This is a genomic window from Leekyejoonella antrihumi (genome assembly GCF_007845645.1).
GTDB classification, from domain to species: domain Bacteria; phylum Actinomycetota; class Actinomycetes; order Actinomycetales; family Dermatophilaceae; genus Leekyejoonella; species Leekyejoonella antrihumi.
On the sequence record NZ_VCQV01000006.1, the window covers coordinates 50,664 to 62,248 of the forward strand.

At 68.4% G+C, this 11,585-nt stretch carries 13 protein-coding genes; 10 read left to right on the plus strand and 3 right to left on the minus strand.

The window, feature by feature from the left end; all coding sequences use genetic code 11:
- Positions 1-9: 9 nt before the first annotated feature.
- Complete coding sequence (locus tag FGL98_RS06090) at positions 10-1,113, minus strand: 2-oxoacid:ferredoxin oxidoreductase subunit beta (protein WP_146315845.1); 1,104 nt, start codon at positions 1,111-1,113, stop codon at positions 10-12.
- Positions 1,110-2,981 (minus strand): 2-oxoacid:acceptor oxidoreductase subunit alpha, encoded by a 1,872-nt coding sequence (locus tag FGL98_RS06095; protein ID WP_146315846.1) that lies wholly within the window; start codon positions 2,979-2,981, stop codon positions 1,110-1,112. The genes FGL98_RS06090 and FGL98_RS06095 overlap by 4 nt, the downstream gene beginning before the upstream one ends.
- Positions 2,982-3,156: 175 nt before the next feature.
- Here FGL98_RS06095 and FGL98_RS06100 point away from each other — a divergent pair, with 175 nt between their 5' ends.
- Complete coding sequence (locus FGL98_RS06100; RefSeq protein ID WP_222432035.1) at positions 3,157-4,149, plus strand: cytochrome c oxidase assembly protein; 993 nt, start codon at positions 3,157-3,159, stop codon at positions 4,147-4,149.
- Between the two features lie 24 nt (positions 4,150-4,173).
- On the opposite strand, the gene FGL98_RS06105 is transcribed toward FGL98_RS06100, so the two are convergent.
- On the minus strand, positions 4,174-4,374 hold the full coding sequence (locus FGL98_RS06105; protein ID WP_146315847.1) for a hypothetical protein: 201 nt from the start codon (positions 4,372-4,374) through the stop codon (positions 4,174-4,176).
- A gap of 178 nt (positions 4,375-4,552) precedes the next feature.
- Here FGL98_RS06105 and FGL98_RS06110 point away from each other — a divergent pair, with 178 nt between their 5' ends.
- The 9 genes from FGL98_RS06110 to FGL98_RS06150 all read left to right on the plus strand — a co-directional run bounded on the left by FGL98_RS06110 (position 4,553) and on the right by FGL98_RS06150 (position 11,578).
- Entirely contained in the window at positions 4,553-4,948 is a 396-nt protein-coding gene (locus tag FGL98_RS06110) for an NADH-quinone oxidoreductase subunit A (protein ID WP_146315969.1), read from the plus strand.
- Entirely contained in the window at positions 4,945-5,547 is a 603-nt protein-coding gene (locus tag FGL98_RS06115; protein ID WP_146315848.1) for an NADH-quinone oxidoreductase subunit B, read from the plus strand. The genes FGL98_RS06110 and FGL98_RS06115 overlap by 4 nt, the downstream gene beginning before the upstream one ends.
- Positions 5,544-6,092 carry an NADH-quinone oxidoreductase subunit C gene (locus FGL98_RS06120; protein WP_146315849.1) on the plus strand — a complete coding sequence of 183 codons (549 nt, stop codon included), beginning with the start codon at positions 5,544-5,546 and terminating at the stop codon, positions 6,090-6,092. Before FGL98_RS06115 ends, FGL98_RS06120 begins: the two co-directional genes overlap by 4 nt.
- A complete protein-coding gene (locus FGL98_RS06125) occupies positions 6,089-7,051 on the plus strand; it encodes a complex I subunit 1/NuoH family protein (protein WP_146315850.1) in 963 nt (320 codons plus the stop codon). Before FGL98_RS06120 ends, FGL98_RS06125 begins: the two co-directional genes overlap by 4 nt.
- An 88-nt stretch (positions 7,052-7,139) precedes the next feature.
- Positions 7,140-7,778 (plus strand): dihydrofolate reductase family protein, encoded by a 639-nt coding sequence (locus tag FGL98_RS06130; protein ID WP_146315851.1) that lies wholly within the window; start codon positions 7,140-7,142, stop codon positions 7,776-7,778.
- A 296-nt stretch (positions 7,779-8,074) separates the two neighbouring features.
- Positions 8,075-8,563: a NuoI/complex I 23 kDa subunit family protein gene (locus FGL98_RS06135; protein WP_146315852.1), complete on the plus strand. Its 489-nt coding sequence runs from the start codon at positions 8,075-8,077 to the stop codon at positions 8,561-8,563.
- On the plus strand, positions 8,560-9,093 hold the full coding sequence (locus FGL98_RS06140; protein WP_146315853.1) for an NADH-quinone oxidoreductase subunit J family protein: 534 nt from the start codon (positions 8,560-8,562) through the stop codon (positions 9,091-9,093). Before FGL98_RS06135 ends, FGL98_RS06140 begins: the two co-directional genes overlap by 4 nt.
- Positions 9,090-9,395, plus strand: coding sequence for an NADH-quinone oxidoreductase subunit NuoK (gene nuoK, locus FGL98_RS06145; protein WP_146315854.1), 306 nt, complete (start codon positions 9,090-9,092; stop codon positions 9,393-9,395). Before FGL98_RS06140 ends, nuoK begins: the two co-directional genes overlap by 4 nt.
- 155 nt (positions 9,396-9,550) lie before the next feature.
- Entirely contained in the window at positions 9,551-11,578 is a 2,028-nt protein-coding gene (locus FGL98_RS06150) for an NADH-quinone oxidoreductase subunit 5 family protein (protein ID WP_146315855.1), read from the plus strand.
- Positions 11,579-11,585 lie beyond the last annotated feature (7 nt).

The window sequence follows — 11,585 nt, forward strand, 5'->3', positions numbered from 1 at the left end:
CGGGGTGGATCACTTCAGGCTGCTACGGCCGAGGCTGTCGGCGACATCCCACGCGTCGTTGCCGCGCAGCAGCGCGGCCAGGTCCGCATCACTCGCCGGCCCGTCCGGCGCGGCGGCGGCGAGCTGAGAACGCACCAGGTCGTCATACGTCGGCCGCTCGACATTCCGGAAGATGCCCATCGGCACCTGGGTGAAGGCCGGGTCGTCCAGACGGGAGAGGGCGAAGGCCTGCGACGGGTCGTCCGCCGCGGCGTCGTGCACGACGATCCGCGCGGGGTCCGCCTCCGACTCCGCGACGACCGCGAGGTTGCCGGCATCGGTGCGCACGACGACCCGGGCGTGCTCACCCTCGCCGATGCGCAGCGGCGCGCCATCGGTCAAATGCAGGATGCGACCGGCCCGCTCATCGCGGTCCTTGAGGATCTCGAATGCGCCGTCATTGAAGATCGGGCAGTTCTGATAGATCTCGACCAGTGCCGTGCCGCGGTGGGCCGCGGCAGCCCGCAGGATCGACTTCAGGTGCTTGGGGTCGGAGTCCATGGTGCGTGCGACGAACGTGCCTTCGGCGCCGAGCGCAAGCGAGACCGGGTTGAAGGGGCGGTCGACCGAACCGAGCGGTGTCGACTTGGTGATCTTGCCGACCTCGGACGTGGGGGAGTACTGCCCCTTGGTCAGCCCGTAGATCTTGTTGTTGAACAGCAGGATGGTCAGGTTGACGTTGCGGCGCAGCGCATGGATCAGGTGGTTGCCGCCGATCGACAGCGCGTCGCCGTCGCCGGTGATCACCCAGACCGACAAGTCCGGGCGTGACGTGGCAAGGCCGGTCGCGATCGCGGGCGCCCGGCCGTGGATCGAGTGCATGCCATAGGTGTCCAGGTAGTACGGGAACCGGCTGGAGCAGCCGATGCCCGAGATGCAGACGATGTTCTCGCGCTTGAGGCCGAGCTCGGGCAGGAAGCTCTGGATTGCGGCCAGGATGACGTAGTCGCCGCAGCCCGGGCACCAGCGCACCTCCTGATCGGAGGTGAAGTCGCGCTTGGACAGCTTCTCGCCCTCGGCCAGGGTCGGCACTCCGTCGGTGCCACGGGACGGCATCCCGATGTCGACAGTCACTGTGGGTCCACCTCTTTCAGGTGCTCGGTGATCGCGCCGGCGAGCTCGGCGCCGGTGAAGGGCGTCCCGCGAACGGCGGTGTGACTCTGCACGTCGACCAGGTATCGCGAGCGCAGCAGCATGGCGAGCTGGCCGAGGTTCATCTCGGGCAGCATGACGCGGTCGTAGCTGCGCAGCACCTCGCCGAGGTTGCGCGGGAACGGGTTGAGGTGACGCAGGTGCGCGTGCGCGACCCGCGCGCCGGTGGCACGCACGAGCCGCGCCGCTGCAGCGCAGGGCCCGTAGGTGGACCCCCAGCCGAGCAGCAGGAGCCTGGCCTCGCCGGAAGGGTCGTCAACGGTGAGATCCGGTATGGACTGGGCGATGCCGGCGATCTTGTCGGCGCGCAACCGCACCATCCGGTCGTGGTTGGCCGGGTCATAGCTGATGTTGCCGGTGACGTCGGCCTTCTCCAGACCGCCTACCCGGTGCTCCAGGCCCGCGGTGCCTGGCACCGCCCATGGGCGGGCGAGCGTGTCGAGGTCCCGCTTGTAGGGATGGAAGACCGGATTGCCTTGCTCGTCCTGGTCATTGGGCTCGGTGGCGTATTCGACGCTCAGGTCCGGCAGGTCGTCGACTGCCGGCAGCCGCCACGGCTCGGAGCCGTTGGCCAGATAGCCGTCGGAGAGCACGATCACCGGGGTGCGGTACGTCGTGGCGATGCGCACGGCCTCCAGTGCGATGGCGAAGCAGTCGGACGGTGTCGACGGGGCGACGACCGCGACCGGTGACTCACCGTTGCGGCCGAACATCGCCTGCAGCAGGTCGGCCTGCTCGGTCTTCGTCGGCAGCCCCGTGGAGGGGCCGCCGCGCTGCACGTCGATGATCAGCAGCGGCAGCTCGAGCGAGACCCCGAGGCCGATCGTCTCCGACTTGAGTGCCAGCCCCGGGCCGCTGGTGGTCGTCGCGCCGAGCGCACCGCCGAAGGCGGCCCCGAGCGCGGAGCCGATCGCGGCGATCTCGTCCTCCGCCTGGATCGTCGTGACACCGAAGCGCTTCATCCTCGACAGCGTGTGCAGCAGGTCAGAGGCCGGCGTGATCGGATAGCTGCCGAGCACCAGCGGGAGGTGAGCGCGGTGGGCGGCAGCCACCATCCCGTAGGCCATGGCCAGGTTGCCGGTGATGTTGCGGTAGGTGCCTTCCGGCATCGGGGCCGGAGCCACCGAATACTGCACCGAGAACGCTTCTGTCGTCTCGCCATACGCGTGGCCCGCATGCAGCGCCTTCAGGTTCGCGGCCAGGATTTCCGGCTGGTCGGAGAACTTGGTCTTCAAGAAGGACTCGGTGCCGACCAGCGGCCTCGTGTACATCCACAGCAGCAGACCGAGCGCGAACATGTTCTTCGCGCGCTCCTTGTCCTTGCGGGTCAGATCGAAGGAGGTCAGCGCCTCGACGGTGATCGAGGTCAGCGGGAGGCTGTGCACGTGCCACGACTCGAGCGAGTCGTCCTCGATGGGGTTCGCGGCATACCCCGCCTTGGCCAGGTTGCGCTTGGAGAACTCGTCACCGTTGACGATGATCGTGGCACCGCGGGGCAGGTCGCCAAGGTTGGCCCGCAGGGCCGCCGGGTTCATGGCCACCAACACGTCCGGTGCATCGCCGGGAGTCAGGACGTCGTGGTCGGCGAAGTGCAGCTGGAAGCTGGAGACCCCCGGCAGCGTGCCCTGGGGCGCACGGATCTCCGCGGGGAAGTTGGGTAGCGTCGACAGGTCGTTGCCGAGAAGCGCCGTCTCGGAGGTGAACCGGTCGCCGGTGAGCTGCATACCGTCGCCGGAGTCACCGGCGAATCGGATGACGACCTTGTCCAGCGTGTGGATCGACGTGCTCATACTGCCGCGGCTCCCTATTTCTCACAGTTCGACTGGTTCAAACGTACGCCGCCGGTCGGTTCTTCCCCGAGCGGGTCCGGTGGGCAGACACGGGCCGACGGGAGGCATCCAGGAAGGCGTGCCAGAGTAAGACTGTGCGTTGTGTGCAGATCGCCCTGGGGCGGGTGAGGTGGCCATGAGCCCGAACGGGTCGGGCATGGGCCAGCACATGGGTGGCCCCATGTGGCATCCGACGCTTCCCATGAGTCTGGGTCGTCTGTTGGAGTGGCATCCACAACCGGTGCCCGTCATGCCGCTGCTGTGCCTGGCCGGTCTGCTGCTGTATGGCTGGGGGGTCTGGCGGTTGCACCGCCGCGGCACCCGCTGGCCGGTGGGCCGCACCCTCAGCTTCCTGGTCGGGCTCGCCCTCATCGTGCTGGTCACCGCCACGGGTATCGGCGGCTACGGGATGCAGCTGTTCAGCGTGCACATGGTGCAGCACATGGTCCTCAGCATGCTTGCCCCGATCCCGCTGCTGATGGGCGCGCCGATCACGCTCGCCCTGCGCGCCATGCCCAACACTCACGGGCGGGCGGGCGCGCCGCGACGGGCGCTGCTGCGAGTCCTGCACAGCCGGTTCGCCACGGTGATCAGCTCACCGTTGTTCAGCATCCCGGTCTTCCTCTTCAGCCTCTACGGGCTCTACTTCACCCCGATCTTCGACTGGATGATGAGCGGGTTCGTCGGCCACGAGGTGATGATGATCCACTTCGTCGCGGTCGGTCTGCTGCTCTTCTGGCCCATCCTGGCCGTCGACCCCAGCCCGCACCAGCAGCCGCCGGTCCTGCGGATCATCGAGCTGTTCATCACCGCACCGTTCCACGCGTTCTTCGGCATCGCGGTGATGCTGGGCAACACCATCATCGCCACCTACTTCGCCCACCCGCCGATGGCATGGCACATCAGTGTGATGTACGACCAGAAGGTCGGTGGGGCCATCGCGTGGGGATTCAGCGAGATACCCACCCTGCTGGTCGTGCTCGCGATCGCGGTGCTCTGGTCACGCAGCAGCGACCGCGAGGGTCGGCGCTTCGACCGCACCGAGGATCGTGCGGAGCGGACCGGTTCACACAGCGATCTGCAGAGCTACAACGACTACCTCGCCCGGCTCGGTCGGCGCGACCACTGATCGCATCGGCCGGCGGAGTGCGGCCTAGTGGTTGCCGAAGCCGTTCGACTGTCCGCGGATGCCCTCACGCAGGCCCGCGGCATATGCGCCGTGAGCGCCCGGGCCGTTCAGGCCGGAGCCGTCCTCGATGGCCGTCTTCATCCCGCGCCGCCGCCGACGCCTGTCGATTGCCGCGCAGAACGCCAGGACAACGACCAGCACTGCTAGAACGATCGCCCAGAACATGAGTGGCCTCCCATCCGATGCGAGGTCGTGGTTGGCCTGCATCGCTCGTTTTTCACCCTAAGCGCGCAGGGCGACAGCACGGGGCGATGTCATTCCTTACGCCGTTTCCACGGCGTACGGCGAGTGCGACCAGGTGTTCGGGCGCGTACCTCGTTAGGCTGCTCTCGTGGGATCTGGACTGACGGGCTATGTGGTGCTCGCGGGCGTGCTGCTCGCCGGGGCGCTGCTCTTTGTCGTCGCGATGCTCGGGCGGCGGATGCTCGCACCTCGTGCGCCGACCCGCGCGAAGCTGACGACCTACGAGTCCGGTGTGGATCCGGTGACCGGTGGATGGGCGCAGACCCAGGTGCGGTACCTCGCCTACGCCTTCCTTTACGTGGTGTTCGCCGTCGACGCCGTCTATCTCTTTCCGTGGGCACTGGTGCTGCGTGATGCGCACCTGGGCGTCGCCAGCCTGGTCGAAATGGGGATCTTTGTCGCGGCCCTGGTCGTAGGCCTGGCGCACGCGGCGCGTCGCGGTCTGCTCACCTGGGTGGGCACCGCCTCCGCGAGCAGGAGTGAGAGTCCGCGATGACCACCAGTCTCCCCATGCCCAAGGTCGGGCCGATGCAGGCTGCGGCACCCAAGCCGATGCGACTGGTGCTCAACTGGGGCCGTCGCTACTCCTTGTGGGTCTTCAACTTCGGGCTCGCCTGCTGCGCCATCGAGTTCATCGCCACGTCAATGGCACGGCACGACTTCATCCGACTGGGCGTCATCCCGTTCGCGCCCGGTCCGCGGCAGGCCGATCTCATGGTCGTGTCGGGCACCGTGACCGACAAGATGGCGCCCGCCGTGCGTCGACTCTACGACCAGATGCCGGAGCCGAAGTACGTCATCTCCTTTGGTGCGTGCTCCAACTCGGGCGGGCCGTACTGGGACTCCTACTGCGTCACCAAGGGCGTCGACCAGATCATCCCGGTCGATGTCTACGTGCCGGGCTGCCCGCCGCGCCCGGAGGCGCTGCTGCAGGGCATCCTCAAGCTGCAGGAGAAGATCGCCGCGGAGCAGGTGCGGGGCGCCAGTCTGCGGGAGCGTCTCGGATCTGCGGTAGGTCGGTCGTCGGTCGCGGCGCAGGTCAGCCGTCCGCTCGTCCAGCCTCCGTCGGATGGCCTGCAGGACAATGCCGAATGACCGATGAGCCGCTGGTGCCGCGCACCCGGTGCGCCCCGGACGAGTGGCTGGACACCCTGACCAGACTGCACGACGAGGGCTTCACCTTCTTCGACTTCTTGAGCGCGGTGGACCAGACCGATCAGGACGAGGATCCCGGATTCGACGTCGTGGCCCACCTCTACGCCTACGAGGCGGACGGGGTGCGCGAGGTGCTGGCCAGCACGCGGGTGCCCGATGGGCAGCCGGTCCGCAGCCTCACCGCGGTATGGCGTGGCGCCGCCTGGCACGAGCGGGAGACCCACGAGATGTTCGGCATCGACTTCGAGGAGTTCGATGACCGCACCGGCCTGGGGATGCGGCCGCTGCTGCTGCCGGACGGATTCGAGGGCACCCCGCTGCGCAAGTCGTTCATGCTCGCCGCGCGCGCGAGCAAACCGTGGCCGGGCGCAAAGGACCCATCAGACTCGCACGTCGGCGCGGCGAAGAAGGCCGGCCGGCCGGCGCGCCCGCGGCGCAAGCTGCTGCCGCCCGGTGTCCCTCCGGAGAGCTGGGGACCCCGATGAGCCACGACGTCGTCGAGGTCGTGCTGCGCGCGGTGTGCGTGCTCGCGGCGTTTCTGGTGCTGCCCCTGGTCGTCGGGCAGACCGAGCACAAGGTGATGGCACACATGCAGGGGCGGCTGGGGCCGATGTATCCGGGTGGGTTCCACGGCTGGGCCCAGCTGGTGGCCGACGGCGTGAAGTTCGCCCAGAAGGAGGACATCGTCCCGATCGCCGCCGACAAACGGGTCTTCCGACTGGCACCGGCCCTCGGCATCGTGGCCTACCTGCTGGCGCTCGCGGTCATCCCGCTGGACGCGCACGTCTTCGGCGCCAACGTCGACGACGGGCTGATCTGGGCGATCGCCGTCACCGGCATCGGCACCGTGGGCACCCTGATGGCCGGCTGGTCCAGCGGCAACAAGTACGCGCTCATCGGTGCGATGCGCAGCGCCGCTCAGCTCCTGTCATACGAGCTGCCGCTGATCCTGTCCTGCGCGTCGTTCGCGATCGCGGCCGGTTCGCTGTCGCTGGTCGGCATCGCGCACGCCTGGACGCCGTGGTGGCTGCTGTGGCAGCTGCCCGGCGCGATCGTCTTCCTGGTCGCCGCGACGGCCGAGCTTCAGCGGGTGCCGTTCGACGCGCCGGTGGCCGACTCCGAGGTCGTCATGGGGCCGTACACGGAGTACACCGGCCTGCGGTTCGCGTTCTTCCTGCTGGCGGAGTATGCCGGGATCGTCGTCATGTCCCTGCTGCTGGCTGTGCTCTACCTCGGCGGCTGGACCGGCCCGTTCGACGGGTACCTCGGCTGGTTGTGGACGCTGCTCAAGGGCTTCCTCTTCGCGCTGATCATCATCTGGATGCGGGTGTCCTGGCCGAGACTGCGCGAGGACCAGCTGCAACGGGTGGCCTGGCTCGGGCTGGTGCCGCTGGCGCTGTTGCAGCTGGCGATCACCGCCGTCGGCGTCGTGCTGACGGCCTGACCGGGCCGTCGAAGCTGACACCACGCGGCACGAGGCTCGATATCCTGAAGCGACTGGTTGTCCCGTGCAATCACTTTGAGGAGTGGCCATGCCCCGCACCCGAGTCCACAACATGCTCATCTCGCTCGACGGCTACGCCGCGGGCGAGCAGGTGACGTTCGATGCCCCGATCGGCGGTGCCGACCGACTCTTCGACTGGTTCGACGGCAGGGCAATCCATGGGGTCGACCAGGCGGACGACCCGATCACGCTGGATCGTGCCCTGACCAGTATGTGGGGCCAGGGCATCGGCGCCGAGATCATGGGGCGGCGCAAGTTCGGTCCGCAGACCGGCGACTGGCCCGACGATGGGTGGCGCGGCTGGTGGGGCGAGGAGCCACCGTTTCACACCCCGGTCTTCGTCATGAGCCACCATCCACAGGCCACGATGGAGTTCTCGGACGGGACCAGCTTCCACTTTGTCGACGGGACGCCGCAGGAGGTCCTCGACCTGGCGCAGCGGGCCGCCGGTGATCTGGACGTCCGAATCGGCGGAGGGCCCTCGACCCTGCGCCAGTTCCTTCAGGCCGATCTGGTCGACTTCATGCACCTGGCCATCGTGCCGATCACGCTCGGCCGCGGCGTGCGCCTATGGGAGGGCCTCCGCGGCATCGAGGGCCGTTTCACCGTCGAGACCGTCGTCTCGCCCAGCGGCCTCACGCATCAGTTCTGGAACAAGAACAACTGATCGTCAACCCGCGTCGAGATCGCAATATCACGCCCCAAACCCCTGGAATGGGGCGGAAAATTGCGATCTCGACGCGGCGTAGCCCGGCCGTCGAAGGACCTCCCCGGGAACGGCAGAGCCGTCAGGGAGTCGACCTGGGAGCGGAACCGGCCGTTGCCAGTTCGACGGGCAGCTCGGGCCCGGTCGGCCGGAAGTGGTCGGCATACGTGTCGGCAGCGCCGAGCCGGTGCTAGGTCTGACCAGCCAGGGACGATACGGTTCCACCTGCGGAGCAAAGCTCGAGCGAACGGAACGCGATGTCACGGCCCGACCAGCACAAGCACGGCCTCGTTCCGGGTCTGGTGAAGGGCATGGCGACCACGGCCCGGACGATGACCTCGCACGCCCACACCCAGGAGTACCCGGACGTCAAGCCGGAGCTGCCCCCGCGCTCGCGTGGCGTGATCGCGCTGCTTGCCGAGAACTGCACCTCCTGCATGCTCTGTGCCCGCGAGTGCCCCGACTGGTGCATCTACATCGACTCCCACAAGGAGACGATCCCGGCCGGGCCCGAGGGCGGCCGCGACCGGCAGCAGAACGTCCTCGACCGGTTCGCCATCGACTTCAGCCTGTGCATGTACTGCGGCATCTGCATCGAGGTCTGCCCCTTCGATGCGCTCTTCTGGAGCCCCGAGTTCGAGTATGCCGAGACGGACATTCGCGACATGCTGCACGAGAAGGACCGACTGGGGGAGTGGATGGCCACGGTCCCGCCGCCGCCCGCGACGGATCCGGGGGCCCAGTGACGACGCATGACGTCTTCTTCACGATCGTCGGAGTGATCTGCGCGGCCAGCGCGCTGCTCTCGGTCACCACCAAGCACCTGGTCCATGCCGCCCTGTGGCTGATGGTCGCCCTCGTCGCGCTTTCCGGGTGCTACCTGGTGCTCGGAGCCGAGCTGGTCGCTCTGGTGAACCTACTGATCTACGTGGGCGCAATTGTCGTGCTCGTGCTGTTCGCCCTGATGCTGACCCGTGCACCGATCGGCAGGAGTCATGAGCACGACACCAGCTTGGCCCAGCGCGCCGCCTCGATGGTGCTGTGCGCCGCCACGACGGCGCTGCTCGCGGCCGTGCTGATCAGTGGTCTGGGCAATAACGCGGTGAGGGTGTCGGCCGGCAGCACCCACACCCTGAGCGTCCAGCTGTTCGGCACCTGGGTCTGGCCCTTCGAGATGCTGTCACTGCTGCTGGTGGCCGCCCTGGTCGGAGCCCTGGCGGTGTCCCGACTGCCGAACGCCGCCATCGCACGGACCGAGAGTGGTGAGGGGTCGTGATCCACCTGTCGCTGCCGCTGGCGCTGGTCGCCGCCCTCTTCGGGATCGGCCTCTACGGGGTGGTTGCCCGCCGCAATGCCGTCCTCGTGCTGATCGGCGTCGAGCTGATGCTGTCCGCCGCGGGCCTGCTGTTCGTCACCGCTGGAACGACCATGCACGACCCGATGCGCGGCGGCCAGGTGCTCACCATCTTCCTGATCACCATCGCCGCGGCGGAGATCAGTGTGGCGCTCGCCGTGGTGGTGGCGGTCTTCCGCGCCCGCGGTGACATCGACATGGCTCGCGCGGGGGAGGACGAGTGATCACCCCACAAAGTCACTCGCTGCGCTCGCTACTTTGCGGGGGCCCCGAATGATCACCCCACAAAGTCACTCGCTGCGCTCGCTACTTTGCGGGGGCCCCGAATGATCACCCCACAAAGTCACTCGCTGCGCTCGCTACTTTGCGGGGGCCCCGAATGATCACCACCGGGTCGATCCAGCCGAGCCTCCTGGTCGTTGCCTTCCCAGCAGCAGTCGGGGTGCTGACCCTGCTGCTCGTGCGACGCAGCCGCCGGGCGGCCTACGCCATCGCCGCGCTGGGTGGCCTGCTCGGTCTGCTCAGTGCGGTCTGGCTGCTGAGCCAGCAGATGACCGGCGATGCCGCACCGTCTCCACGCACGATCGGTGCCCTGCCGACCGGCGGATCCTTCGCGATGCCGCTGCATCTGCAGATCGACGCGCTCACCGTGATCGTGGCGACCGCGGTCGCCCTCGTGTCATTGGTGATCCAACTGTTCACCCGCTGGTATCTCGCGGACGATCCGCGCTACCGCGTCTTCGCCGCCACCGTCGGACTGTTCACCGCCGCGATGCAGCTGGTCGTGCTGTCCGGCGACGTGCTGCTCATCATCGTCGGCTGGGAGCTGATGGGCTGGTGCTCCTATCTGCTGATCGGTCACGAGTCGGACCGGGAGAAGGCCCGGCGCGCGGCCTACAAGGCGTTCCTGGTCACGCGATTCGCCGACGCGCCGTTCTTCATCGGGCTGATCGCGCTCGCGGTCGGAGCGCACAGCACGTCGATCCCCGCGATCATCGCGCACTGGAGCACTCCTGGGCATGCGACCGCACTGTCCGCCGCACTGATCTGCGTGATCTGCGGGGTCGCCGGCAAGTCCGCCCAGGTCCCCTTCCAGGACTGGCTGCCCGACGCCATGGAGGGCCCCACCCCGGCGTCGGCACTCATCCACGCTGCCACGATGGTCGCCGCCGGCACCGTGGTCCTCTCGCGGATCGTGCCGCTGCTGGAGCAGTCCGATCCGGCCCGCTACGTGCTGGTCGTCGTGGCCTCGATCTCGACAGTGCTGGCCGGTGTGCTGGCCTTCTTGCAGAACGACCTCAAGCGGCTTCTCGCCTGGTCGACGGTGTCCCAGGTCGGCCTGATGCTGCTTGCGCTGTCGATCCTGCCGCCGGGCGCGACCCCCGATCTGGCGATCATGCACCTGCTGTCCCACGCGATGTTCAAGGCACTGCTCTTCCTGGCGATCGGGTGGCTGTCCGTGCTCGTCGGCGGCACCGTCGTCCCACGGATGTCCGGAGCGCTGCGGCGGCACCCTTCCGCGGACACCATGATGGCCGTGGGCCTGCTCGCGCTGGCCGGGGTGCCACCTCTGTCCGGGTTCGTGTCCAAGGACCTGATCGTCGACGAGGCAGCCCACCGAGGGGCAGCCGGCGACGGCGTCGCCCGCATCGGGTTCGTGGCCATCGTGGTCATGGTGGCGTTGACCGCGGCCTACTGCATGCGGGCCTGGCTGATCCTCGACCACCGCACCATCGCCGAACGGCGTCAGGCAGCCCAGACGATCGAGGACTCGCACGCGGTCCAGGAGGTCGGCATCCTGGAGATGCTCGAGACCTCCGCCCCGGTCGACGCGCGCGGACATGAGATCCGTCCCGTCGAGCCGGGGCCCGAGGCGGCGGTGGACGAGCTCGAGGTGGAGGAGGCGGAGGCCGCTCGCCGGCCACCCCGGCCGGGCCGGAGCGCACGATGGGGGCTCGCCACGCTGACTCTGCTCTCGGTCGTCGGGGGCGGGCTGGCCCTCGCACCCGTGATCGACGTCGACTGGTCGAACGTCAACGGCTGGCTGATCGCCGCGACCCTGCTGCTCATGGCGGCGGTCGCTCTGCTGGTGCGGGTGATGTCGCTCGGCACGATCTTCGGGGACGCCGCTGCGCGCGTGCCACAGGCCGTGCGCAACAGCGGCCTGCGCGGGTTCGGTGCCGACACGGCCTACGTCAACCTCGTCGGCCGCCCGGTGCTCGCCCTGGCCAGATCCGTCGCGGCGCTCGACGACCTGCTGGATCGCGGGGTGCGCGATCTGGCCTCGGATGCCTGGTCACTGAGTCTGCGCGGCCTGGCCGCACACAACCGGCGACCGACGACCGGTCTGCTCGCCCTGACCACCGGCCTGGTCGTTGTCGGCGTGCTGGGGGTGGCCCTGTGGTAGCCAGCCT

What these genes read in the sequence shown, in the direction of transcription:
- FGL98_RS06100 (WP_222432035.1), top strand. Translation starts at nt 3,157, where the DNA reads ATGAGCCCGAACGGGTCGGGCATGGGCCAGCACATGGGTGGCCCCATG.
- FGL98_RS06150 (WP_146315855.1), top strand. Translation starts at nt 9,551, where the DNA reads ATGATCACCACCGGGTCGATCCAGCCGAGCCTCCTGGTCGTTGCCTTC.
- FGL98_RS06115 (WP_146315848.1), top strand. Translation starts at nt 4,945, where the DNA reads ATGACCACCAGTCTCCCCATGCCCAAGGTCGGGCCGATGCAGGCTGCG.
- FGL98_RS06105 (WP_146315847.1), bottom strand. Translation starts at nt 4,374, where the DNA reads ATGTTCTGGGCGATCGTTCTAGCAGTGCTGGTCGTTGTCCTGGCGTTC.
- FGL98_RS06120 (WP_146315849.1), top strand. Translation starts at nt 5,544, where the DNA reads ATGACCGATGAGCCGCTGGTGCCGCGCACCCGGTGCGCCCCGGACGAG.
- FGL98_RS06135 (WP_146315852.1), top strand. Translation starts at nt 8,075, where the DNA reads ATGTCACGGCCCGACCAGCACAAGCACGGCCTCGTTCCGGGTCTGGTG.
- FGL98_RS06095 (WP_146315846.1), bottom strand. Translation starts at nt 2,981, where the DNA reads ATGAGCACGTCGATCCACACGCTGGACAAGGTCGTCATCCGATTCGCC.
- FGL98_RS06130 (WP_146315851.1), top strand. Translation starts at nt 7,140, where the DNA reads ATGCCCCGCACCCGAGTCCACAACATGCTCATCTCGCTCGACGGCTAC.
- FGL98_RS06125 (WP_146315850.1), top strand. Translation starts at nt 6,089, where the DNA reads ATGAGCCACGACGTCGTCGAGGTCGTGCTGCGCGCGGTGTGCGTGCTC.